Genomic DNA, 26537 nt, shown 5'->3' with positions numbered 1-26537 from the left:
AGGGAGAGGACTAGCGATGAAGAAGAATTTGCTGTCTCGGATGGGGAAAGAAAGAAGCGCGCCGCCTGCAATTGAGGAACTGTCGGGACGGGATATAGCGATTATCGGAATGGCGGTGAAGGTGCCTGGAGCCGATACGCTGGATCAGTTTTGGAGCAATCTTTGCCGGGGCGAGGAATGGATCGGAGAAGCGCCGCCATCTAGGCTGGAGGCCGGAGGTCTCCGCCTGTCCCTAGATCCTCCACCGCGGGGAGGGTATTTGGCGGAAGTGGATACCTTTGACTCGCTGTTCTTCCGTGTTCCTCCTAAAGAAGCCGATTTAATGGACCCGTATCAAAGGCTGTTTCTCGAAACAGCATGGAGCGCAATTGAAGATGCGGGATACGGAGGAGACAGGCTGAAGGGCAGCCGAACCGGAGTTTATGTCGGCTCCGGGCATGAACACGAGTATAAACAAATGATTGCCACCACGAACCCTAATCTTCTCTCGGCGGCTGCGGCCGGCAACCTGCCGCCTATCATTGCCAGCCGAATATCTTACCTGCTGGATTTGACAGGCCCTAGTCTGGTCGTTGACACGGCTTGTTCCTCATCCCTTCTGGCCGTTCATCTCGCTTGCCAGTCTTTGGCACTGCGGGAGTGCGACATGGCCATTGCCGGAGGCATTCAATTAATGGTCAATCTGTCCGGTCACCAGCCCAAGATCGGAATCGAATCGTCTTCATCGACTGTGAAGGCATTTGATGAAGATGCGGACGGCACGGTCAGGGGAGAGGGAATGGGAGCGGTGTTACTTAAGCCTTTGTCCAGAGCCATCGCCGACAATGATCTTGTCTATGCAGTGATCAAGAGCAGCGTCTCCAATCAGGATGGGAAGTCCATAGGCATTACAGCACCGAATATGGCGGCTCAGGAGCGACTGCTGATCAGCGCATGGGAAAGGGCCGGCATCGATCCGGTATCAATATCTTATATTGAAACCCATGGTACGGGGACCCCTATTGGTGATCCCATCGAGGTCCATGCCATTCAGAACGCTTTTCAAACGTACACGGACAGGAGACAATTCTGCGCCATCGGTTCGCTGAAGCCCAACATCGGGCATTTGTATCATGCGGCGGGGATCGTTAGTCTGATCAAGTCGGCGCTGGCTCTGCACCGGGAGCAGATCCCGCCGTCCATCCATTTTGAAAGACCCAACTCCCGAATCAACTTTCAGCAATCACCTGTATATGTCAATGCTGACCTGGCCGAATGGAAGAGGAGTGAAGAAGTCCGAAGATGCGGCGTCAGTTCGTTCGGAATGAGCGGAACAAACTGTCACGTCATTCTGGAGGAAGCCCGGGAGAATACGCGGCACCGTCTGTTGCCGATTGATGAAGACCAGCCGGCGATCTTGACCCTGTCAGCCAAATCAGTGACATCACTGCGTTCATTGATTGAGAAATACCGTCTCTTCTTGATCACGGCTGATCCGGACTCTTTCAGGGACATCTGCTACACCACGAATATTGGGAGAGGGCATTATGAATACAGGCTGGCCGTTGTGGCGCGGGACCCGCAAGAGCTGAGAGAGAAACTGGCTGGACTAAGGTATGAGTCTTTCTCCTGTACGTGCGGCGAACTGGAGGTAGGCATCTGGTTCGGCGGGCCGGAAACGGAGAATAAACCGGATCCGGGTGAAAAGAAGGAATGTGACCTCGAACAACTCAAGGACGACTTCTGGCGGCAAGCAGCATACCGCTATGCCAGCGGCGGCATGGTCGATTGGAATAATCTGCATGCTGGAAGGAGCAGAAGAGTCGTGTCGGCGCCGACCTATGCATTTGACAAACTCAGGCACTGGACAGCCTTTTCCGAAGCGAACACTTCAGGTAACGCTGTCGAAGGCAAGACGGAGAACAAGGAGGTTGTTCAGGGAATGACGGTCATCAGTCAAACGGATCACAACCATTCTGTTACAGAGGCGGTACGCGGAATTATCGCCGACATTTCCGGATACGGACATGAAAACATTAGAAGCGATATAAGCTTTATGGAAATGGGTCTGGATTCCATCATGCTGGTAAATGCAAGGCATGCCATAAAGGAGCGGTTCGGTATCGATATTCCGTTACGGCTTTTCTTCGAGGAACTATCTACGGTATCGGATGTGGGACGATATATAGCCGGACTGTCCCCGGAACTTCCGATGCCGGTAACCGAGCTGCGGGATGAAAAGGCGGTGCAGGAGACGGCTAGTGCGCTTGCGGTGGATGAGAATGAGAGCAGGGAATATCCAGTCGAACAGGATGCCGGGATGCTGGCGGGAATGGAGGGAATCATCCATAAGCAGCTGGACCTTATGGCCCGGCAGCTCCTCATGATGGAGAACCGTTCATCCACTAAGCCGAGTCCTATTCCGGCCCCGGTGCTTCATATCGCCGCGAAGAAGGCTGAAAGCGAAGCAGTCATCATCAATCACCAGACGGAAAGACAACAGGAGCCGGCTATGCCGTTGTCTGCCCGTTCCCAGGACCGCTCCTATGTGCCATACCAGAAGATTGAGACGTCGGTAAAGTCGGGTTTTACTTTGCCCCAGCAGCGGTTTATCGATGAATTTATCGTTAGATATACGGAGAAGACGAAGAAGTCACAGCTCCATACGCAGGCATATCGCGAGGTTGTCGCCAACAACCGGAACGTAGCCGGGTTTAGACCTTACTGGAAGGATATCGTATACCAGATTGTAGTGGATCGTGCCGAAGGCTCGTCCATCCGGGATATCGACGGTAACGAGTATATTGACCTGACGATGGGCTTTGGCGTGAATTTATTTGGGCATAATTCCTCCTTTATCAATGAAGCAGTGGACAGAGCCCTGGAGAAGGGAATGTGCATCGGACCGATTAATGACACAGCGGGTCAAGTGGCATCCGCTTTGCGCGATTTAACCGGTATGGACCGGGCCGCCTTCTTCAATTCAGGAACAGAAGCGGTTATGGTCGCCCTACGTCTGGCTCGTGCCGGAACGGGAAGGTCCAAAATCGCCATTTTCTCGGGCTCCTATCACGGCACCTTTGACGGTGTGCTGACGATGAGCTCCGGTACGGACGGTGCTGGAACACCGATTGCTCCGGGCATACCGGCCGGCATGATCGATGACGTTATCGTGCTGAACTATGACCATCCCGAATCGCTGCGCATCATCGAGAAGCGGGCGGGAGAACTGGCCGCGGTTCTGGTCGAACCGGTGCAGAGCCGAAAACCGGACGTGCAGCCTGCCGAGTTCCTGAAGCAACTCCGCGCCCTGACTGCCCGGCACGGAATCGCCCTTATCTTCGATGAAGTCATTACCGGCTTTCGAATCCATCCGGGAGGGGCACAGGCTTGGTTCGGCGTAGAAGCCGATATGGCGGTGTACGGCAAAATTATTGGCGGAGGGCTGCCGATCGGCATTGTCGCGGGCAAACCTCAATATTTGGACTGCATTGACGGCGGCATGTGGGCCTTCGGCAACGGTACATTTCCCCCGCATGAAGAGCGGAGGACCTTCGTGGCGGGAACCTTTTGCCAGCATCCTCTAACCATGAATGCTGCATTAGCAGTATTGCGGCGGCTGCAGGAGGATGGTCCCGCCCTGCAGGAGGAAGTGAACCGGAAGACGGCTGTACTGGTCGATACCCTTAACGTTTATTTTAAAGAAGAACAGCTGCCGCTTCACATTGCCCGTTTCGGCTCTTTATTCCGGTTTGTCCAAAAGACCGATTTGGAGCTGCTTTATTATTTGTTGATTGAAAAGGGCGTTTATATCTGGGAAGGCCGGAACTGCTTTCTGTCAACCGCACATACGATGGGGGACGTTGAGAGGATTATAGGTGCTGTCAAAGCCAGCATAGAAGAGCTGCGGAATGCAGGTTTTCTTCCGCCGTCACCCTCACCTGGAAGCGGACAGGAACATCCGGAGCAGTCCAAAGACTCCATGGAGACCCAGATCTTGCCGCTTACGGAAGAACAACGGCAGCTTTGGTTCGTCTCGCGGATGAAGCCGGAGATATCGGCGGCCTACACGGAAACGGCCATTCTGAGACTGCGGGGAAACGTGAATGCGGGCCGGCTGCAGACTGCTATACATCAAGTGATTCGAAGACACGGCATGCTGAGAACGCGGTTCGCCGAAGACGGAAGCGTTCAATATACGGAACCTTTTGGAGACGTTCTTTCGCGCTACGCGCTCTATGAAGCCGATGTGGATGATAGGTCCGGTGAGCTTCCGACCCCCTTGCTGCCAGAGACGGCGGAAGCTTTCGATTTGTCAACGGACCCATTAATCCGGTTCGGACTGCTTCATGTCGGCAAGCAAGATCACATGTTTGTTGTTCAGGCCCATCATATCGTGGCAGACGGATGGTCATTTATCCGGATTTTGGAGGAAATTTCCGGATACTACACGGAGCAGGACCGCTATCGGGTAGCGGAAGCTGTGCCGTTCTCTGCTTTCGCGGATTGGCAGCGCCGGATTTCTTCAGAGGAATCACTCCGTGCCCGGGAGTACTGGTCCGCCAAGCTGTCAGCTCCCGTTACGGATTTGATCTTTCCCGCATCGAACGGTCTGGGCAATACATCCGCGCGACTGGGAAGAAGAATCCGTAAGGTTATCGATTCGCGGTTGACCGCAGATCTGAAAGCATACTGCAGACAAAACGGAACTTCGTTGTACATGCTCATGCTCGCAACCTATAATGTCTTGTTATCCAGAATTTCGGGTCTTCAGGATATCACGATCGGCATTCCGACATCCGGCCAGCTCCAGATGGGCGCCGCGCATTTGGTCGGCCAGTGTGTTAATCTGCTTCCTTTTTCAAGCAAGCTTCCGAAATCAGCAAGCTTTGCCTCATACCTGTCCCTGATGAAGAAAGAGCTGCTTGAAATGTTGGATCATCAGCAGTGCTCATATGCAGATATCGTCAAAGAACTAGGCATAAAGGGGGCGGCGGTGTTTCTTCCGTCCATCCGCACGATTTTCAACTTTGACAAGCCTTCGGTATTTCAGTTCGGAGATCTGGAAGCGACGCTGGAGTCGGCTCCGGCGGATGCAGTCAAATACCCTGTAAGCCTGAATGTTCTGGATCTGGAGCGGGAACTAGTTCTCGAATTGGACTATGAGAACGGTGTATGCGCCGATGAAGACGCAGATGCCTGGCTGATTACCTACTGCCGTCTGCTTGAAGACATTTTTGCCGATGACGGGAAAGAGCTCCGGCTGTATGGATTGCCTGATTCTACGGAAACAGAATGCGGAATACTGGAGCTTCCGCTGCCAGGGTTGCTCGACGAAACGTTCGACTTGGACGGAACCGGCTTCGTAGCGGACGGAACCGGCGTTCCCTGTCTGCCGGGGGTTCCGGGCCGACTATACTTGAGGGCAGACGGAGAAACCAGTGAAGGACATGCCACAGAAATAGCGGCGGTGCGCGGGGCAGAAGGACACATTCGCCTGCTTGGCCGTATGGAGCGGCTTGTCTGTGTAAGCGGATTCCGCGTACATCTCGATCAGTTGGAGGCTCAACTGGAGCGGCTTCCGTGGTTTTCTGCCGTTGCGGTTGCGCTTGAGTCTGACGTCCATGGCGCTGTTCGGCTGGTTGCTTACTATGAAGCAGTCAGCGGGAATGAACCGGATGATCGCGAAAGACGAGAATACGCGGCTTCGGTGTTGCCGGATTCACTAATTCCGGCCAGCTGGGTAAAAGTCTCAGGACCTTTGCCCAAGAAATCCGGAGGTGTGGATTATGAATCGTTGTCCACTGTAAACGCCGAGCCGGTCAAATCTCCCGCCGTTCCCGTTACAGACATGGAGAAGCTGCTGCACCGATTGTGGCAGGATGTTTTAAAGCGCAGGTATATCGGTATAACCGATCATTTTTTTGAACTGGGTGGCAATTCGCTTGCCGCCACCATTATTGCCGCCAAGCTGCAGGCTGAGCTCGGCAATGTGATTCCATTAAGCCTGCTGTTCCAACATACGACGATCGCGGAATTGGCCGAAGTATTGGACAACAAACCGAAAACCGGAGCCGCGCAGATTCCAAAGGCGGAAATGGCAACATACTATCCGCAGTCCGCGGCACAGCGTTCCATATTCGCAGTTGAGCAGCTTGGCGGCGCCGGAACGGCGTACAATGTCACCGGCCTGATTACAGTCGAAGGGGAGCTGGACCTCAATCGCTTGAAGCAGGCCGCCAATGAATTGATCCAAAGGCACGAAAGCCTGCGGACTTCCTTTCACCTAGAGGACAATGAACCTGTACAACAGATTCATGCAAAACTATCCATCGACATTGTCGTCCATACGCTGGTTCGTTCAGGGGACGTGGCGTCGATTTTGGACACTGTCAAGCCATTTGATCTGGAGTCTGCGCCTTTATTGCGGATAGAAGCGTGGCGAGGGGAGACAGGCGGCAGGCAATATCTGCTTCTGGACATGCATCATATGATTGCGGACGGGATATCGGCCAATATGATCTTTGATGAACTGATCCGGGTGTATTCCGGGGAAAGCCTGCCGGATATGAAGATTCATTTCAAGGATTACACCCAGTGGCAGCTTGGTAGAATCGGAGCCGGTTACATGCGGGAAGGGGAAAAATACTGGAGCCGTCAGCTTCAAGGCGACATCCCCCGGCTTGATTGGACGACGGATTACCCTCGGCCCGCTGTCCGCAGTTTTGAAGGAGAACGCTATTCCTTCAGTCTTGCCCATGAATCACTGAAGAGCATCAGGGAATTCGCCTCGACTAACGGGATTACCATGTACAACTATTTGCTGGCCGCTTATTGTGTGCTGCTATCCAAATACGCCAATCAGGAGGACATCATGGTCGGAACGTCGGTATCCGGGCGGGTCCATCCCGATATTGAGCGCGTTCCCGGCATGTTCGTCCATACGATTCCTCTCCGGAATCGCGTATCCCCGGACAATGTATTCGCCGAGCTGGTTCAAGCGGTGCAGGCCGGCTCGATTCAAGCGTTCGAGCATCAGGAGTTCCCGCTGGAGCGGCTGCTTCCCCGACTGAACGATGACCGGGATATGAGCCGGAATCCGCTGTTTGATGTGATGTATGTATTTCAGCATGAAGCGCTTGAACCGCTGACCATGGCGGGCGGCAGCGCCGTCTTTACAGCGGCGGAATGCAAAAGCCGCACCGCCAAGTTCGATCTGACTCTGGAAGCGGTGGAGACGCCAGACGGAATGAGCCTACATTTGGAGTACTGCACGGCATTGTTCCATCCCGCCTCGATTGAAGCTATGGGCGGTCATTTGCTCACGATACTTGGTACGGTTGCCGCGAATCCATATATTCCGTTGTCCGAGATCGGACTGTTGTCTCCGGTGGAGAGGGAGCATCTCCAGCACGGATTCAATGACACAGCAGCCCAATATCCAGAGAACAAGCCGGTGTTCAGGCTGTTCGAGGAGCAGGCGCTGCGAACGCCGCTGGCCATCGCGATCTCGTGTGAAGGAGAGCATCTCACCTACGCCCGGCTGAACGCTGACGCGAACCGTCTGGCGTCCCTTTTGAAGAATAAGGAAGTCGGACCGGATGCCGCGGTTGGACTTGTGATGCGCCGATCCCCGGAGTTGATCGCGGCGATACTCGGAATTTGGAAAGCCGGCGGTTGCTACGTACCGATCGATCCTTCCTACCCGAAAGAGCGGATCGCCTATATTCTGTCCGACAGCGGGGCGCAATGGGTGATCACGGATGGAGAATACGAAGAATTGACCGGATACAAAGGGGATATTATCAGGGCAACGGATGGCATTTCCGAAAGCAGTGGGCCGGTCGACAATCCGGAGCCCGCAGCCAGTGCGGACAATCTAGCCTATATCATTTACACTTCCGGTTCAACAGGCAAGCCCAAAGGGGTGATGGTCGAGCACAGGGGTCTGACCCATTATATCTGGTGGGCCGATCAGATGTATGTGCGAGGCGAGGAACTCACTTTTTCTCTGTATTCCTCCATATCATTTGATCTGACAGTCACCTCGATGTTTACACCGCTGCTGTCCGGCAACCGGATAGTGATCTACCCGGAAAATGTGGAGACGGCGCTTGGGCGGATCATTGAGGACGGCGAGGCGGGGATCATCAAATTGACGCCTTCCCATTTGAAGCTGCTCCACTTATACAAGACGGAACGTTCTGGCCTGAGACGTTTTATTGTCGGCGGAGAAGCATTGGAGACGACCGCTGCCGCGGAAATTGTGGGTCTCTTCGGCCCCGACACCGAAGTGTACAACGAATACGGACCTACGGAAACGGTAGTAGGCTGCATGATCAAACGGTATGAGCCAAGGGATGTGCGAAATCAAGTGCCGATCGGCTTGCCGATCGACAATATAAGGCTCTATATAGCCGACTCTTCGGGCAGACTTCAGGCCAAGCATCTTCCGGGTGAGCTATGCATCGCCGGAGCCGGTGTAGCCCGCGGGTATTTGAATAGTCCTGAGTTGACGAAGGAGAAATTTGTCGCCGGAATGTTTGGAGAGCCGCAGAGAGTGTACAGAACCGGCGATCTGGTCCGCTGGCTGCCCGAGGGCGGCATGGCGTATATGGGCAGATTGGATGAGCAGGTCAAGATCAGGGGCTATCGCATCGAAACCGGTGAAATCCAGAACCTTCTGCTGGGTCATCCTCACATCCGTGAGGCAGCGGTAGCTGCCAAAACGAGAGCAAGCGGTGAGAAACGCCTTTGCGCCTACTATACAGCGGAAGATGAGTTGGAGGCTGAAGGGCTGGATGCTTACCTTTCCGCGAAGATTCCTTCGTACATGCTTCCTGCAGAATACATCCGGATGGACCGGCTTCCACTGTCTGCAAATGGCAAGGTGGACTATAGGAAGCTGCCAGAATCAGCGCGCAAGCCAGGTGGTGGAAACGAACCCGCCTTCCAAGAGCATTCCCTCGAAGCGGAGCTGATGGAAGTCTGGCGTGACATTCTCAGAGTCCCGGATGCCCATATCGACGAGGAGTTTATCAGGCTGGGCGGAGATTCGATCAAAGCCATACAGATTTCAGCACAATTGAAAAAAAGGGGCATTCGGCTGGAGGTCGGCGATATTCTGCGCGGACAGACCGTCCGGAGAATATCACGGCTTGCTGTCCGTCTGAGCGAAAGGACAGCGGCGCCAGCACAGCTTTCGCTGGAGGGGGAGGTTCCCCTGGCCCCGATTCAACAGTGGTTTTTCGACCAGCATTTCGCGGAGATGAATCACTGGAACCAGAGCTTGACACTGGCTGGAACCGTACGGTTTGACGGGCACAAGGTCAAGGAAACGCTAGCCCGGCTGGTGCGTTACCATGACGCGCTGAGAATGTCATACGTCCGAGCTTCCGGCGGCGGGATCAAGCAGCACTGCAATGGAGCGGAGCAGCAGGCCTTCGCCTACCGGTTCGTCGATGGAACCGATATGGGTGTGGAGGCAGCAGGCACGGCACGCGACCGGATGATTCTGGATATGCACCGGTCCATTAATCTGGAGAACGGGCCGCTAGTTCAGGCCGGGCTGTTCAGAAGTAAAGACGCAGATGAAGTGACCCTTGTGATCCATCACCTCGTGATCGACGCGGTTTCGTGGAGAATTCTGTTGGATGACTTTCACGACATCTACTCGGCGCTCCGGCAGGGAATCGAGCCGAAGCTGCCGGTGAAAACGGACTCTTACAAATTGTATACCAAAGCGCTGATTGATTATGCTTCAAGCGGGTTGCAGACCCGTGAATTGCAGTACTGGGAGAAGCAATCCCTTCTGCCCGCTTCGCTCATTCCCAAGGACACGGATGTCGGTAATGGTACGGTGCGGGATGCGGTTGCCCGCAGCCTGAATTTCACGGGAACGGCCACATCCGCACTGCTTGAAGTGGCAAAGGGACACTACCGTTCTGACACGGCCGTCCTGCTTCTAGCAGCACTGGGCCACACCTTGGGCAACCTGGGCATTATGGACGGAGCCTGGATTAATATGGAAGGTCACGGAAGAGAGCCGTTCGGCGGTCATCCCGATTATTCACGGACTGTGGGCTGGTTCACCTCTCATTATCCCGTGTATCTTGACACCGCCGCCGCAGGAGCTCCTGATCAGTATGCCGTGCTCCTGAACCATGCGCTGCGCGGGATTCCTCACAGGGGTGCGGGCTATAATGTGCTCAAATATTTACTGCAGGAGGAGCCCGGCGCAGGCAGGGAGGCACTGCGCATTCGTCCCGCCATCAGCTTTAATTATCTCGGGGAGATGAATGACGAAGCCTACCGCGATCTGTTCAGATTGGCCGAGCTTCCCTTGAATGGAACGGAAAGTCCGGATTCGGAACGGCCATTCTCCATCGCAGTCAACGCGCTTCTCACCGATAATCGGTTGACCGTTGAGGTGGAGTATAACAGATTCGAGTATGGTGAGGGGACGATACAGCGTTTCCTGCAAGGTTTTCTTTCCGGGATTGATAGGGTTATCTCATACAGTGGGCAGACCGGACTTATGGGGCCTGCGCCGGAGTACTGCGACCTCGTGCCTCCCGGGGAGCTTACTGCCTTAATGGCAGATTCCAGGGCCGATATTCAGAAGGTGTATCCGCTGTCCCCGATGCAGGAGAGCATGCTGTTTCATCACCTGCGCTACCCGGATTCGGAAGCTTACTTTGAGCAGTGCGTCATCCGCTTCAGGGGACCGATGAACCCAGAATTGCTCAAGCGCTGCTTCCAGACTGTGTCGGACCGGCATGACATCCTTCGCACGAGCTTTGCTGTTTGGCGTCTGGATCGTCCATTGCAGACGGTGGCGGAATCCTGGGATGTTCCTTTCCGTTACGAGGATTGGACGATAGCCGGAGAGAGGGGCGGAACGCGAGAACTGAACCTTTACTTAACGCAGGACAGGGACAAACGCTTTGATCTGCTGGGCGATATACCGCTGCGGGTCTCGCTGATCCGGACCGATGAGGAAGAATACTGCATAGTTTGGAGCTTCCATCATATTCTCCTCGACGGCTGGAGCGTCGGCATGATTATGCGGGAGCTGCTTAGTCTGTACTCTGCTCTGGACTCGGGAGATCAGCCACGAATGATTCATGCACCCGCTTACGGCGAGTATATAAGATGGGTCGAGAGCAGAGACCGGACAGCCGCTGAGGGATACTGGAGGTCATATTTGTCAGGCTATAGGGGAGCCCCTCTGCTGCCGAGGGATATTGATGAAGGTGAAAGCTCCTATGATCATGGCGAGCTGACCCGTACTCTGGCCGATGATCTTCGGGATAGGCTGATTAAGCTGTCCGCGGAACGGAGTGTTACGCTGAATATTCTGATTCAGGCCGCCTGGGGAACGGTGCTGCACAAGCTGAACGATACCGATGACGTGGTGTTCGGCGCGGTTGTATCCGGGAGAAGTCCAGAAGTGAAGGATATCGACGAAATGATGGGGCTATTCATCAACACGGTCCCCGTACGGGTAAAGGCCGGTGCTCAGACCTTTCTCGAACTGGCGCTGGGCCTTCAAAGAGATATGCTGGACAGGGAGCCCAATTCGTATCTTCCTCTGTCGGCTATCCAGAATGCGGGAGGGGGCGTCGGTCTCGATCATGTGCTTGTCTTTGAGAATTACCCGCTGCAGCTCGATCTTCCCCGGGGGCTGGAAATGGCGGGATACGAATGGTTTGAACATACCAACTATGATTTTAACGTCATTGTAGAGCCGCAGGAGGACATTCTGATTCGTTTTGTCTACAACCGGACGGTTTTTGATGCACTGGAACTGGAGGATGTGCTTGCCTGCTTCATCGCCGTTCTTTGCCGGATCGCCGATAATCCCGAAATTCCGCTGAGTGAGATTGCGCTTGAAGAAGCTACCGATGGGATGGAAAAAACCGGAACCGCCATTGAATTTCATTTTTGAGCCATGTGCCAAGGGGGAGAAGAACGAATGAAGACGGACGACGTTATTCCGGAGGGCGGTCCCTCCGTTCAGGAGATGAGAAGACAAAAGAAGCATTGGGTCAAAAAAATGCTGGAGCTGAAAGAAGAAGAGACGCTGCTTACGCTCTCTTCCTCACATTCAGCTGAAGGCCATGTTGTCTATCAGGCTGCTTTCGAAGTACCTGAGGATCTGGATGAGCGTCTGCAGAAGATGAGCAGAGCGTCGGCAGAAGCGCTGTACCTGATAATGCTGTCCGCATTTAAATGCATGGTGTACAAGCATACGGGCAGCGAATCGATTACGGTAGCCTGTCCACAGCGCAAGCTTCCAGCTCAACAGGCTGTGGCTTCAAGCGGTTCTTCCTGGATCCCTCTTATTGATCAGCCGCCAGGGGATCGGTCTTTCCGGGAATGGCTCTACGAGGTCAAAGCCACCTATGAAGCGGCATACAGCAATGGGAATTATCCCATTGAGAAGGTTGTACAGGATATGAAGGTGATTCATGACCGGGATTATTCCTTTTTGAAACACCTCCGTTTTGCGATGAAGGAGCTTCACGGTGAGTCGAACCCGGAGGAACACACCAGCGGTCTGTTCGTTAAATTCAGCCGTGAAAAGGGTGTTATTCAAGGCATCATTGCCGGATCAAGCCGATTCTTCTCCGGACAGGCGGTGGAAAGCTTCGCCAGACAGTACATCCACATGCTCGGCGAGCTGACCGCTCTTCCCAACTGTCCAGTGAAGGAGAGCGGTTGGCTGTCTGGCGATGAACGCCACAGGCTGCTGACCGAGTATGCCTCCGGCGCAAGTCTTCCTGGTGTATCAAATATTATGGAGCTGTTCGAGGAACAGGTCCTTCGCACACCGGAAGCAATCGCAGTTATTACCCCTGAGCAGACCATGAGCTACCTTGAACTGAATGAAGTGGTCAATCGGTGGGCCAAGGCTCTGGTCAAGAGCGGAACAAAGCCCGGACAGGTCATCGCGCTGTATCTGGAGCGTAGCGTGGAGGCGGCGGTTGCGGTGCTGGCCGTATTGAATGCGGGCGGATGTGTTCTGCCGATTGATATCCAGACCCCGGACGACCGCATCCGTTTCATGCTGGAGGACGCCTCTGTAAGCCAACTGATTACGCATTCGCGATATATAGAGAAGCCCGTCTTCGCCGGCGTGGAAAGGGTGCTCGAATGCGAATCCCTGAATGCCGAAAAGGAAAGCGGGGCAAACCTTGGCAGGGCAATCAGTGGAACGGCGGCATATATCATCTATACTTCCGGTACGACCGGAAAACCCAAAGGCGTGGTTGTCCGGCATGTGGGATTGGCGAACTCCATCTCCTGGAGAAGGAACGAATACCGCCTGAATTCTCAGGACCGGACGATCCAACTCTTCTCCTATTCATTTGACGGCTTCATGACCGGTTTCTTCACTCCGCTTGTCTCGGGAGCCAGCCTGTTCCTGCCGACCGAAAGTCAGGTGAAAGATCCGCTTCGCCTGAAGCAGCTGATCCATGTCCATCGGATCACGCATTTTATATGCGTTCCCGCCCTGTACCAGCTGCTGCTGGAGCAGATGAACACGGAAGACGGAGCCTCCCTTCGGATTATTACATTGGCTGGAGAGCGGTTGGCACCATCCTTGATCGGGGAAAGCCGGAGAAGGCTTCCCGGGGTCGAAATCGTGAACGAATACGGTCCTACCGAAGCCAGTATAGTCGCCGCTTTCAAAAGAAATGTAGGAGAATATGCGGAAATTGCAATCGGCCGTCCGATTGCCAATATGAACGCCTATATTCTCGATGAGCGGCTTGAGCCGGTGCCGACCGGCATCACCGGTGAGCTCTGTTTGTCTGGTCACGGTCTGGCAGTTGGCTACCTTAACCGTCCGGAATTAACCGCGGAGGCGTTTATTCCCCATCCGTTCATCCCTGGAGAACGAATGTATAGAACGGGAGACTTGGCAAAATGGACGGAGGACGGTGAAATCTGCTGTCTGGGCCGGAAGGATACCCAGGTCAAGCTGAGAGGGTACCGGATCGAGCTTTCAGAGATCGAGCAGCGCCTTATGGCTTATCCGGGGATTCAGGCGGCAGCCGTTCTGTGCATAGAAGAAGATGGCATTCCGTCCCGGCTTGCCGCCTATCTTCAATGTGAAGTGGTGCAGGCAAAGGAAATAAGGGCTTACATGGCCGCTGAGCTGCCGCACTACATGCAGCTTGCCCGTTACTACCGGGTCGACCGGATGCCTCTATCCGAGAACGGGAAGACGGACAAGAAAGCGCTCCTTTCGCTTGAGGAACCTGTCGATCTCGATGTGGAATTCAGTGAACCGGCAAATGAAATTGAGCAGCAATTGTGCGAAATCTTCTCGGACGTCCTGCAGATCAAACGGGTGTCTGCCGAAGAAAGTTTCTTTGACGTCGGGGGGCACTCGCTGAAAGCGACGATGCTGATGTCCAGAATCCAAAAAGTGTTTGGTGTGAATATCGGTATCGATGACATCTTCGAGAAACAGACCGTCAGGGCGTTGGCGGCAGCGATCGTTGAGAAAGGGTCGAAGTCTTATCACGCAGTGACTCCGGCGGAACCGGCAGCCTGGTATCCGTTGTCTTCCGCGCAAAAACGAATGTATGCCTTGTTTTGCCATGATCCGCATTCGACCGCATACAATATGCCGGAGGCGCTGATAATCGACGGGGACCTGGATAGAGAAAGACTTGAACTTGCGATTCATATGCTGACGGCCCGGCATGAGATTCTTCGAACGTCTTTTGAGATGGTGAACGGCGAGCCGGTTCAGGTGGTGCATACCGACAGTTCCTTTACCCTGGACTATACCGAAGAACCTCCCACAAATACGGAGGAGACAATCCGAAATTTCGTGCGCCCCTTCGACCTTGGAGCACGTCCACTGTTTCGCATCGGCGCTGCGCGGATGGAGGAGCGGAAACACCTCCTCTTGATCGATATTCATCATATCGTTGCCGATGGGGCCTCCGTGGGAATCTTCATCAACGAGCTTGCGGCACTATACAACGGTGACAAGCTTCCTGAAATATCGTTACATTATAAGGATTTCTCGGTATCGCAGCAGGGAAGAAGGGATCATAACGAATTTCAGGCGCAGGAGCAATACTGGCTGAAGCAGTTTGAGAATGGGGTTCCTGTATTGGATTTGCCGTATGATCTTCCTAGGCCGAGGTTTAAGAATTTTGAAGGGGCACGGATTCCCTTTACTATCGATGCTGCCACTACGGCTTCTTTGAAGAAGCTGACCGCCGTACATGGCGTTACTTTGTTTATGCTGTTGTTGTCGGCTTACAGTCTCATGCTATCCAAAATATCGGGTCAGGAGGAACTGGTTGTCGGCTCGCCGGTTTCGGGCCGCATGCAGGCGGAGCTGGAAGAGACGATGGGTATGTTCGTTAATGTCGTACCGCTTAAAAACACAGTGTCACCGCTGCTCGATTTCACCCAGCTTCTGGCACAGGTCAAGAAGAGTGCGCTTGGAGCCTTCGAGAACCAGGCCTTTCAATACGAAGAGCTTGCGAGCAAGCTGGATTACAGCCGGGATACCGGCCGAAATCCTCTGTTTGACGTCATGTTCGTGCTGCAGAACATGCCGGAGAACCGCTTTGACTTCCGGGGACTTCATTTCACACACTGCGGGTTTGAGCAGACCATTTCGAAATTTGATCTTACCCTCGCCGGCTTCGAAGGAGGCGACGGGGTGCTGTATTTCGACTTGGAGTATAGCACCAGTCTGTTCCGGAAAGAGACGGCAGAGCGATTCGTTGCTTATTTCATGCATATAATACAATCCGTCATTGAAGAACCCGGGAAGCGGCTGGATTCCATTACCCTGCTGCCTGCGGAAGAGCTGCATCGGCAAATCGCCGGCTTCCACGCTTCCACAAGAATGGATGTGCCGAAGCTTACCCTGCCCGAGCAGTTTGCGGAACAGGTGAAACTGCATTCAAACCGGGAAGCCCTGCGGTTCGGGGAAGCACACCTGACCTATGGGGAGCTAGATGCCTTATCCGGTCGCTGGGCAGCGTGGCTGGAACATAACGGCATCGGCTTTGATGATGTCGTGGCCATCAAGCTGGAACGGTCTTTCGACATGATCATCTGTTTCCTCGCCGTATTGAAGGCGGGAGCGGTTTATCTTCCAGTAGATCCATCCTTTCCGGTGGAACGAATTCAGTACATGCTTCAGGACAGCGGAGCGGCCTTGCTGATCACGGACGATTCCGAGGAGCGGAACATCGGTTTCATGGGAAGAACCGTCTTAACAGGTGCGGTGGAACTTCCAGAGGAAGGCGGAAATGTTCCAGCGCGCAAGCCGCAACTAGAAGATCGGGCTTATATCATATATACCTCCGGTACGACCGGAAGACCTAAAGGTGTAGCATTGGAACACGCGGGAGTGGCCAATCTGCCGGAAGTATTCCGCACTAAGCTTGGGATTGGACCGAAAGACCGGATTCTGCAGTTTGCTCCCTGCTCTTTCGACGCCTCCGTATGGGAATTCGCGATGGCGCTTACGTCAGGCGGCGCACTGTGCCTGGCAACGAAGGATACCATAGGAGATCCGGAATGGTTCGAGCGCTACGCGAACCAGATGGAGATCACGATCGCGACGTTCCCGCCTTCTTACATGGAACGGTTGCAGCCCGATAAACTTCAGAGTCTGCGGCTTGTCATTACGGCGGGGTCCGAGCCTTCGGCCACCATGCTCGGGGAGTGGGGACGGCATATGCAGTGCATCAATGCATACGGCCCAACGGAAGCGTCCGTATGCGCTGCGATGTGGGAATATGATGAATTGATCCTCCCGCATAAATTACCGATCGGGTTCCCTATTTCAAACAGCAGGATCTGCATAGTGGATGCCGGGTTAAATCCGCTTCCGGTCGGTGTAACCGGCGAGCTTTGCATTGCAGGGGTTGGTCTGGCTAGAGAATATCTTAATCAGCCGGAGATGACCGCCCGGCAGTTCGTCTCCTCCAATATACCGGGATTCGAGAGAATGTACCGGACCGGGGATCTGGCGAAGCGACTTCCCGACGGCAGTCTGGTCTATCAAGGCAGAATGGACAGCCAGCTGAAAATCAGAGGCTACCGGGTGGAACCGGGCGAGGTCGAAGCTCGTCTGCATCAGCTGAATGGTGTAAAAAGCGCATCAGTTCTGTTAAAGCGGCAACCGGAAGGTCACGGAACTCTGATTGCCTATTACAGCGGGGAGACGGCGCCGCAGCCGAGGGAGATGAAACGCATGCTGTCGGAAATGCTTCCCGACTTCATGATCCCTTCTGTGTTCATGAAGCTGGAAGCTCTGCCTTTGACAACGCATGGCAAAGTGGATGCAGCGGCGCTGAACAAACTGCCGCAATCCGTGGAGACCGGCAGCGGCTTCCGCCACCCGGTGAGCGAGCTGGAAGCGCTTGTGATCGAGGTGTTCGAGGAAGTGCTTGAGAATAAGGGCATCGGGGTGGAGAATTCTTTCAATGAACTTGGGGGAGATTCCATCTCGGCCATGAAGGCCGTGTTTCTTCTTAAGAGGAAAGGATTCTCCGTGGATGTCAGGGATCTACTCGTCCGGCAATCGGCTGCTGCCCTAGGCGAATTGCTGCTACAACGCTCCAGTCAGGGAAAGGCAATCACTGAACCACAACCGGAGCCAAGAGACTTGCAAGAGAAAATGCAGGCGGAATCCGGAGAGACAAAGGAGTTGTCCGACTTGCTTCACCATCTTGCTGTGCAGCAGCAAGCCTACGCACGTGATTTGGGCGAAAACCCGTTAATCGGGAAAATTCCAGTTACCGCCATTCAGTCCATGCATCTGGGGCGTTCCGAGAATGTCGGAGCCGTAATTCCTGTTTCTACGGAAAGAAGCAGGGAAGACATCGCGACTGCGGTGTTGAACCTTGTCCGTGAGCAGGAAATGCTTAGATGCTTTCTTTCAGGGGAGGGGGACGGAACCTGGAGCCTCCATGAACGGCCAAACCTTCTTTCGCTGCCTTATCTCCGACTGGACGGTCCTGCAGCAGAAGAGAAGATGAAGCAGATGATCCGGGAAGTGTATAACGGACGCTTTGATTATGACATTCCAGGCAGCTTATTATATCGGATGGTACTGATCGAGAATGGAGTTTCTGGAGAGAGGGTCCTGGTGTATGCGTCCCATCATTCGCTGTCGGACGGACTGAGCTGCAGCCTGATCGCGGAAACCCTGAGTCTTTCGGACGCTTCTTCTCCGTTCAGCGAGGGCGGAAATCCGGGCATGGGATACCGCGATTATGTCCGTCTCCTGGACGAGGGACCACAAGGAATCAGTCTAGAAGAGCTGGAGAACCGGTTCGAGCTGCCGGCATTCCGTCATTACCTCTTCGAGCTGGAGAGCAAGGTGAATACTTTCCCAAGAAGCCATCCGACCGTCATCGAGCTGGAAATCCCTCTGGCGGGCGACCTTCCCGAAGAAGGATGGCATACGGTGCTTGAAGTGCTGGCTACGTTTGGACGGGACTTCCTTCAGATGGAGCAGTTGTCCGTTCAATTGGTCAGCGGCGGCAGAAGGTACGGTGGCCATACCTTTTATCATCTTGCCGGAAACTTTATCGATTATGTCCCCGTGGTCCTGAACGCCGGCGAACCGGCCGAAATCATCCTGAGTCGGATCAGGGATCTGACGCAAGCCGCTGCGGCGCACCATATCAACTTCGCAGCTCTGGATATGGACTCGACCGGCAAGGCGGTCCTGCTGAATTATTTTGGCGCCATGCAGGAAGAAGCAACTACCAGTTGGAGTCCAGATGATGTTTCGTCCTACGAGGAGACTGCAGCACATTATGGCATTTGTTTTTATGTCAGACATATGGGACCTTCTCTCAGGGTAGATATCGCACTTCCGTTTGAGGCGGACGCGGAGAAGCTGAAGAAGAAGCTCTCCGGCGATTCCGTACGCGGAATCCTGTAGTAGACGGAGCAGCGATTGATCAAGGCCCTCGGGCGCTGGCACAAATCTGCGTCCGAGGGCCTTGAAGTATTTTTTAATGAAAGGTCGTGGCCTCATGGGAAAAGTCGCAGTGTTCAGTTATCCGTATTTCGGGCATGTCAATCCGACGGTGACCCTGGTGAAAGAGCTCGTGGACAGAGGGGAGCAGGTCTATTACTATACGGCCGATCCCTATATGAAATTCATCCGTATGGAAGGCGTCGTCTGCCGCAGCTACGGTGATGTAATCGGATTGCTTGATGAGGAGATTCCGATCCGTTCCACGGACCCCATAGAAATCCTGAAGCTACTGGTTCCGCACAAGCTGGACAAATACCAACGGATGACGAACCTACTGATTGAACGTGTCATGGAAGACGACCCCGACTATATTATCCGGGATTGTGAGTCCTACTGGGGGAAGATGATCGGCGTCATGCTGGACGTTCCCGTGATCTGCTACATTACGACGATTGCCTTAAATGAAGCAATTATGGACCAGCATACCGAGTTTTTTGTCCGGAACGTGCTCGGCAACCCGGCGGGACAAGTCGCTCTGCAGGTTGAAGGAACACGGTTCAGCGAAGTTCTGAATGCTTGCGCCCGTGAGCTTTCCCGTCCTTACTCGGTGGAATACAAAGCGATTGACGCCTTTTCGGGAGCTGATGAGTTCAATCTTGTCTTTACCTCCCGAGAATTTCAGCCATACGCAAATACATTCGGTCCCGATTATCTGTTTCTGGGACCATCCATCCGCAAAGAAGAGGAAGACGGGGACAACTTCCATGAACTAACGTCTTCCGGGACTCTGGTCTACATATCCATGGGAACCGTGTACAATGACTGCCTGCCTTTCTACACCAAATGTATCGATGCGTTCAGGGATAACGGGTGGCGGGTTGTAATGTCCACCGGGCAGCGGATTAACACGGCAGATCTGGGTGCTCTTCCCGGCAACTTTACCGTCAGATCCCATATGCCTCAGATCCGCCTGTTGCAAATGGCTGATGTGTTTATCACTCATGGCGGCCATAACAGCATAAACGAAGCGTTGTACCATCATGTGCCGATGGTGATGTTTCCTCAAGCGGCGGATCAATTTGCCGTTTCAGGCCGCGTTGAGGAGATCGGAGCGGGAGTGGCGAGAAGTAGCCGGGACTGTACCCCGGAAGATATTGCTGACATGACGCGGAAAGTTCTCGACGATCCGCGTTATCGCAAATCGTGTCAGGAGGCCGGGCAGGCGATACGGAATTCCGGAGGGGCGAAACTTGCGGTGGACGGTATCTTCGCCTTTTTGAACGGACAAGTACTTCAGAGCGCGGGTTGTCCATAAAGCTTGTAATCAAACAAACGGACGGAGGATCGGAATCATGGCTAAAGTGATGATATTCAGCCTTCCCTTTTTCAGTCACGTAAAGCCGACATTGCCTCTGGTGGCGGAACTTCTGGCAAGGGGAGAAGAAGTGATTTACTATTCCGACGAGGCCTACAGGGAGCTTCTGCAGGAATACGATGTTACGTTTCGAAGCTACGGCGATATGCAGGGATTATTCACCGACAATGACCCGAGAATCTATCTGAGTAATCCGCGAATGATGCTTGAATATCTCGTACCGGGAGTCATCGGCAAAAGTAAAAGCGTGATGAATGCCATTCTGCATGAAGTCATAGCCGATTCACCAGACTATATTTTGCGGGATTGCGACGCCTTCTGGGGAAAACAAATCGGGGAATTGCTGGCACTGCCGGTTGCCTGCTATATTCTTACTTTCGCGATCAACCACAAGCTACTCGAACGGGATCCGGATTTCCTGATTCACAATGTTTTTAAGATAAAAGAAAAAGATTACAAGGAGAAGGTGTCAGTCAGCGAACTGGACCGGGCTGCCAAGGAAATCGCGCAGAGGCACCACATTCACGGCTTCGGCCTGATCGACGCGTTCAGCGGCAATGAAGAGTTGAATCTGGTGTACACGTCCAAAGCATTTCAGCCGCATGCCGACGCTTTCGATGAACGATTTGTCTTCCTGGGCCCGCAGTTTCCGGGAGCAGCTCCGGAATCCCTCCTTCGGAAAGAGCGGAAGAAAGAGGGGGGACTACCTCTCATTTATATTTCCTTCGGCTCGATCTATACAGACCGGCCTGAATTTTACCGGAAATGCATGGAGGCATTCAAGCACAGCGAAGCGAAGATCGTCATGTCCGTGGGACGGAACATGGATCTCTCTTTATTGGGTGAGCCGCCGGAAAACATGAAAATTCGAAGCTTTGTTCCCCAAATGGAAATACTCCGGGAAGCGGATGTGTTTATTTCGCATGCTGGCTATAACAGTGTCTGTGAAGCTTTGGTGTTCGGAGTTCCCATGGTGCTGCTGCCCCAGGGCGCGGATCAGTTCGCCATCGCCGCCCGGCTGGAGGAATTGGGGGCAGGGGTATATGTCCGGAATATGGAGATCACTGCCTCCCAGCTCAAAGAAATCACCTTCGAAACGATGAATAAAGAGCGTATTCAACATCAGGCGAGTACTCTGGGACAAAGCTTTTTCGGCGGCGGAGGGATCGCCAGTGGTATTGAGACACTGCTTGCATATGTCTCGGCTTTAAGCGTCTGAAATCCATCTTGCTGATTAGAGCTGCCGATAGCTTCATCAATCAGATCGAAATGTTTATTTTCATTTTAGTTTTTGTGCAACCAACGAGGCTCTAAGAACATGTGCCTAATGGAACCCGCGCTGGGCGCGGGTTTTTGGCTTAAGCTGCAATAGTACCTACCGGGGACTTGGGTGTAAGCATACGGTTCACGCAAGTTCGGCGAATTCATTCATTGATAAATTCTTTGCCCGTTGGTCAGCACATGGAGGGCAGCTTTTGTAATTTTTTGCTTACTGTAATAATACTTGAGTTGATTAGGTTATTAATTGGTTTGCCTCTTACTTATTCACAAAACCCGTATTTTGTACATATGTACATAGTAAAATGAATTCTGTCCATTAAATAAATGTTACGCTTCTTTGCTTGGAATGACGTCGTCACCTGTTTCAATTGGATGTGTCCCTATCTTTATATGAGGTTATATGAGGTGCATACTGTGTGCCGAGTGAGGAAAAGTTTTATTCTTTTACTTTTGTAAGTACACCATCTTTATTTTCGTACGTTCTTTTTTCATTTATTTCCATTTTACGTATTATCTCTTCTTCCAAGTTAATTCCTAGAAGTTCCGAAAGTCCTATTAAGTAGAGTGCAACATCAGCCAATTCTTCACCCAAATCGTCTTTCTTTTTCAGATAAGCTTCGCAAGCTTCTGATAATTCACCATATATAAAACAAAATTCTTGGAAAATATCAGTAACATTAAATCCTTTCGCAACTTTATTCTGATAAACTCTTTTTTGTAACTGTAATAAATCAATCATATTATTCACCTATCCTATATGTAATTTTTATTTGCAATTGATAAGTCTAAGTAGAAAGCCCTTTCATATGTCGGGATTATGATTGATCTCCGGCAATTCATATTCTCCTTTCATATGTCGGGATATAATCCTTTTAATTGCAATATAAATTATTAAATGTAATTAAATAGCTTTCATGAATTACATTATAAACTAAAAAATATCTGTTATATATGGCTCGAATTTTGGATAGCGGTTCAATATTTCGGCCAACGGGCTACAGATCCGCTCCATGGTCCATTACTTCACTTCCTATAACAACGCCTTCAGCGGCGACTATTTTAAACCGTTCCGCTGCTGAAGATCGCGAATTTCTTTCCAGGATATCAACTTAATATTTTGGTTCTTTATCAGTTCTTTCAAATCAGGATCATTATAAAGTTGATACTCCATTTCACGATTTTCATAATAATTCGTCAGTTCTTTTAGTTCTTCCGATACAATTGCTGGATGCGTAGTGATTTGTGTAATCCCAGGCTTCAGATTATAAATTTGTTTCAATAATTCTTTTTTTGCTCCCTCATAACCTTCATCGCTTGAAAAATGATATGTAAGTCCCGCTATATCGTCAATTAATTGTTGTGACTGGTCAATGTTATATGTATTCCGACATTCATCGCCTTTTCCTTTGTACATTGTAGCGCTGCGTCGTGAGCAGCATCTGCCGGAACCATTATTGATGTTGATGTAATGGAATTATTTTGGAACATTTGTATAATAGCTTGATTCGTGGAACGCGTCACTCCCAAATCATCCGCATTAATTATGACTACCCGATCAGTTGGACTAAACCCTAATCCTTGAATCACTCTTAACTACCTCCTTCCTCTTAATTTGTTACCAAATAGCCGAGCTTAATTCCCATAGGTTGACCGTTCATCCATCTGTATTAGAATTTTGAATAAAAAAACACTGCATTTTCATTTTTGTATTTGGAGTTTGAATAAAGCAAAGTATCCACTGCGCCAATCTCAAAGCCAGCCTTTAAATAAAAACGGCAAGCGAGTAAATTGACATCCTGTGTTTCAAGTGTAAATCCTTTCATCCCTTTTTGTAATGCCCACTCCTTCGCTTTATTCAGCAAAGCCGTTCCTATTCCTTGTCCTCTGCTATTTTCTAACACAATAAGTCTATCTATATTAGCGAATTTAGTTTCTTCTACTGCTCCGAGTCGTATGTGCCCTAAGCATTTTTGTCCAGAATAGAATAAGAACGCACTACTATCATTGGAATCAATATATTCATCCAGGTGTGCAGGCAACCCCCATTTTCGTCAGCCAGTGATACAAATCGTACTGTGCTGGAACAGGAGCTGCCTTTCGTTCATCATAAAGTAATTAATGACTGGAAGTTATATCCTTCATAGTATTCCGATCATGTTTATATCTAAAACTAACAGAGAATACAATTGCCAGTACGAGTGTGTATGCCCCAAAAACTAACCATATATTCTGCCAATCCTTTACACCGGCTACTGTGAAGTAATCTACAACTTTTCCACTTAGAATAGCTCCTACATATGCTCCTATTCCATCTACCATGGCTAGAAATAAACCTTGTGCACTTGCACGCATACGAGGATTAACTTCTTTTTCCACGAAAATAGCTCCAGAGACGTTAAAGAAATCAAATGCACATCCGTACACAATCATGGATAACAGGAGGAGTGTGAAGCCAAATCCAGATGGGCCACCATACGCGAAAAATACAAAACGTAATGACCAAGCAATCATACTAATAAGCATAACTTTTTTAATTCCAAAGTTCCGCAAGAAGAATGGAATGGCAAGAATAAAAAACACTTCAGAAATCTGTGATATCGATAATAAAATGGATGGATACTGTACCACTAGACTATCTTTATAATCAGGATTCAACCCGAAATCATGTAAAAATGGGTTGCCGAATGTATTGGTTATTTGCAGTGCAACCCCTAGAAGTGTTGAGAATAAGAAAAAGACGAGCATTCTTTTCTGTTTGAACAACACAAACGCATCCAAGCCCAAAAGACTAATCCATGACTTGTCTCTCTTCTCGTTAGATGTTGGGCAATCAGGCAGCGTAAGTGAGTATAGAGCTAGCAAAAGCGAAATACTTGCAGCTATATATAATTGAATATTGCTTAATTCAAGTCCATTGAGACTCACTAACCACATTGCAGATATGAAACCAATGGTTCCAAACACCCGAACTGAAGGGAAATCTTTCACTGTATCCAGCCCTGCTTTTTCAAGCGCAACATATGATATAACATTTGTCAAAGCACTGGTAGGCATATACACTACCGAATTAAAAAATATTACCCAAAACATTGTCGTTGGATCTGAAACTTGTGCTGCTATAAATAAAGAAATCGCTCCTAGGCTATGAAAAATTAAATATAGTCTGTTTGCTTTGATCCAGCGATCCGCAATAATTCCGGCCAAGCTTGGCATGATAATGGCCGCTAACCCTTTTGCGCTATAGACTATTCCAACCTGAGCACCTGTAAAATGTAACGTGTTTATCATATAGGAACCTAGGGTAACAAGCCAAGATCCCCAAATAAAGAACTGAAAGAAATTCATAATTCTAAGTCTTGTTTTCATTGTCATTTTAATGTCTCCTTTTGAGCTCAACTTGTTGTATGTTTGTTTCTTAACCAATGTACTTTTTACTTTTGTAAGGGGTTACACATTCATTCAAGGAATTCTATAAGGGAAAGAAACAGCCCTACGATGGTCCCTGTTAAAATGAGTCAAGTATGGCTACAAATTCATTTACAGCTTCTTTAGTACCCATGACTGATCCAGCTTTAACAATTTCGGGCACAGGTATCCCCATTATTAGAGCAATTAGCGCAAAGATATAACCTATAGTTACATTAGATCTCGAATAAAACTGCTGCCATGCTTCGGCATTTCGACTCCGAAATTATCAGCTACTGAAGCTCCAATATCTGCAAATGTATTGCGAACAGACAGTTCTCTGCCTTCTAAAAACGCCTTGGAATAAATGAGTAACGGGACATACTCGCGAGTGTGATCTGTCCCATGATGAATCGGATCATTGCCATGATCCGCAGTCAAAATAAGCAAATCTTTCTCTGTGAGATTGTCTAACAGTTCTGGTAGCCGAGCATCAAATTCTTCAAGTGCATTGCCATAGCCTTCCGGGTCACGCCGGTGACCATAAAGAGCATCGAAGTCAACCAAATTCAAGAAAGACAAACCGGTGAAATCCTTCTTTGCTACTTGAATGAACTTGTCCATCCCGTCCATGTTTGATACGGTTCGAATAGTCTCGGTAACGCCCTCTCCATCATATATATCTGAAATTTTCCCTAGGGCTATTACATTAAAGTTAGCATCCTTTAACTCATTCATGACTGTCCTGGAATAAGGCTTTAATGCATAATCATGTCGATTAGCTGTACGTCTATACGTTCCCATTTCCCCAATAAAAGGTCTAGCTATGATACGACCAACCATATACTCAGGGTTTTTAGTTATTTCACGTGCGATCTCACAGATACGGTATAATTCATCCAATGGTACAATATCTTCGTGGGCAGCAATTTGCAAAACGGAGTCCGCTGATGTATAGACAATCAAAGCTCCTGTTTTCATGTGCTCTTCCCCTAGCTCTTCTAATATTTCAGTGCCGCTTGCGGGTTTATTTCCAATGATTTTTCTACCGGACTCCCTCTCAAGATATTCAATCAATGGAGCAGGAAAACCATTTGGAAATACCTGAAACGGCTTGTCAACAACCAGACCCATAATTTCCCAATGTCCTGTCATCGTATCTTTACCGTTAGAAGCTTCCTGCATTTTGGTCCAATAAGCCAATGGATGGTCCGCCTTAGGTACACCTTTTATTTCTTTAATGTTTGATAAACCAAGCGCAGCCAAATTGGGCATATTCAATCCGTTTCTTCTTTCTGCAATATGTCCTAACGTATCAGCACCCCCGTCCCCGAAAGATGCTGCATCTGGTGCTTCTCCGATACCAACAGAATCAAGAACAATGATATGAATACGTTGAAATGGTATATTCATTAATCAATCACTCCTTTAGACTAAAATACACATAAAAGAGGACAGCCCCACTATGCAGCAAAGTTGTCCTATGAACTCATACATTTGTTTTATTAA

General features: G+C 50.8%; 11 protein-coding genes. 4 read left to right on the top strand and 7 right to left on the bottom strand.

Features of this window, described 5'->3' with window-relative positions:
* Window positions 1–16: 16 nt before the first annotated feature.
* The 4 genes from A3848_RS02470 (at window position 17) to A3848_RS02455 (ending at window position 21561) form a co-directional block, all read left to right on the top strand.
* Entirely contained in the window at window positions 17–11929 is an 11913-nt protein-coding gene (locus tag A3848_RS02470; RefSeq protein WP_074083380.1) for a non-ribosomal peptide synthetase, read from the top strand.
* 27 nt (window positions 11930–11956) lie between these two features.
* Window positions 11957–18928 (top strand): non-ribosomal peptide synthetase, encoded by a 6972-nt coding sequence (locus A3848_RS02465; RefSeq protein WP_074083379.1) that lies wholly within the window; start codon window positions 11957–11959, stop codon window positions 18926–18928.
* Window positions 18929–19022: 94 nt separating this feature from the next.
* Window positions 19023–20282, top strand: a complete 1260-nt coding sequence (locus tag A3848_RS02460; RefSeq protein ID WP_074083378.1) for a macrolide family glycosyltransferase — start codon at window positions 19023–19025, stop codon at window positions 20280–20282.
* Between the two features lie 37 nt (window positions 20283–20319).
* The gene (locus A3848_RS02455; protein WP_074083377.1) at window positions 20320–21561 is read left to right on the top strand and encodes a macrolide family glycosyltransferase; all 1242 of its coding nucleotides are present in this window, start codon (window positions 20320–20322) and stop codon (window positions 21559–21561) included.
* A gap of 498 nt (window positions 21562–22059) precedes the next feature.
* Here A3848_RS02455 and A3848_RS02450 read toward each other — a convergent pair whose 3' ends face one another.
* The 7 genes from A3848_RS02450 to deoB all read right to left on the bottom strand — a co-directional run bounded on the left by A3848_RS02450 (window position 22060) and on the right by deoB (window position 26441).
* Entirely contained in the window at window positions 22060–22362 is a 303-nt protein-coding gene (locus A3848_RS02450; RefSeq protein WP_074083376.1) for a MazG-like family protein, read from the bottom strand.
* Between the two features lie 315 nt (window positions 22363–22677).
* Window positions 22678–23037 (bottom strand): polysaccharide deacetylase family protein, encoded by a 360-nt coding sequence (locus A3848_RS31565; RefSeq protein ID WP_143192326.1) that lies wholly within the window; start codon window positions 23035–23037, stop codon window positions 22678–22680.
* A complete protein-coding gene (locus tag A3848_RS33385; RefSeq protein ID WP_371916077.1) occupies window positions 22974–23111 on the bottom strand; it encodes a ChbG/HpnK family deacetylase in 138 nt (45 codons plus the stop codon). The genes A3848_RS31565 and A3848_RS33385 overlap by 64 nt, the downstream gene beginning before the upstream one ends.
* 179 nt (window positions 23112–23290) lie before the next feature.
* Complete coding sequence (locus A3848_RS02435; RefSeq protein WP_083607106.1) at window positions 23291–23662, bottom strand: GNAT family N-acetyltransferase; 372 nt, start codon at window positions 23660–23662, stop codon at window positions 23291–23293.
* A 76-nt stretch (window positions 23663–23738) separates the two neighbouring features.
* Complete coding sequence (locus A3848_RS02430) at window positions 23739–24995, bottom strand: nucleoside permease (protein WP_074083373.1); 1257 nt, start codon at window positions 24993–24995, stop codon at window positions 23739–23741.
* Between the two features lie 133 nt (window positions 24996–25128).
* Window positions 25129–25224 (bottom strand): hypothetical protein, encoded by a 96-nt coding sequence (locus A3848_RS02425; protein ID WP_083611866.1) that lies wholly within the window; start codon window positions 25222–25224, stop codon window positions 25129–25131.
* Between the two features lie 35 nt (window positions 25225–25259).
* Complete coding sequence (gene deoB / locus A3848_RS02420) at window positions 25260–26441, bottom strand: phosphopentomutase (protein ID WP_074083372.1); 1182 nt, start codon at window positions 26439–26441, stop codon at window positions 25260–25262.
* Window positions 26442–26537 lie beyond the last annotated feature (96 nt).

It is taken from the genome of Paenibacillus sp. P32E (assembly GCF_001909085.1).
GTDB classification, from domain to species: domain Bacteria; phylum Bacillota; class Bacilli; order Paenibacillales; family Paenibacillaceae; genus Paenibacillus_AQ; species Paenibacillus_AQ helianthi.
Note: the sequence above shows the minus strand (reverse complement) of the source record. Positions and strands in the feature narration are given on the sequence as shown.

Bases quoted from the DNA above. Each gene is read 5' to 3' on its own strand.
- A3848_RS02470 (WP_074083380.1), top strand. From the start codon at position 17: ATGAAGAAGAATTTGCTGTCTCGGATGGGGAAAGAAAGAAGCGCGCCG.
- A3848_RS02465 (WP_074083379.1), top strand. From the start codon at position 11,957: ATGAAGACGGACGACGTTATTCCGGAGGGCGGTCCCTCCGTTCAGGAG.
- A3848_RS02460 (WP_074083378.1), top strand. From the start codon at position 19,023: ATGGGAAAAGTCGCAGTGTTCAGTTATCCGTATTTCGGGCATGTCAAT.
- A3848_RS02455 (WP_074083377.1), top strand. From the start codon at position 20,320: ATGGCTAAAGTGATGATATTCAGCCTTCCCTTTTTCAGTCACGTAAAG.
- A3848_RS02450 (WP_074083376.1), bottom strand. From the start codon at position 22,362: ATGATTGATTTATTACAGTTACAAAAAAGAGTTTATCAGAATAAAGTT.
- A3848_RS31565 (WP_143192326.1), bottom strand. From the start codon at position 23,037: ATGTACAAAGGAAAAGGCGATGAATGTCGGAATACATATAACATTGAC.
- A3848_RS33385 (WP_371916077.1), bottom strand. From the start codon at position 23,111: ATGTTCCAAAATAATTCCATTACATCAACATCAATAATGGTTCCGGCA.
- A3848_RS02430 (WP_074083373.1), bottom strand. From the start codon at position 24,995: ATGACAATGAAAACAAGACTTAGAATTATGAATTTCTTTCAGTTCTTT.
- A3848_RS02425 (WP_083611866.1), bottom strand. From the start codon at position 25,224: ATGGGGATACCTGTGCCCGAAATTGTTAAAGCTGGATCAGTCATGGGT.
- deoB (WP_074083372.1), bottom strand. From the start codon at position 26,441: ATGAATATACCATTTCAACGTATTCATATCATTGTTCTTGATTCTGTT.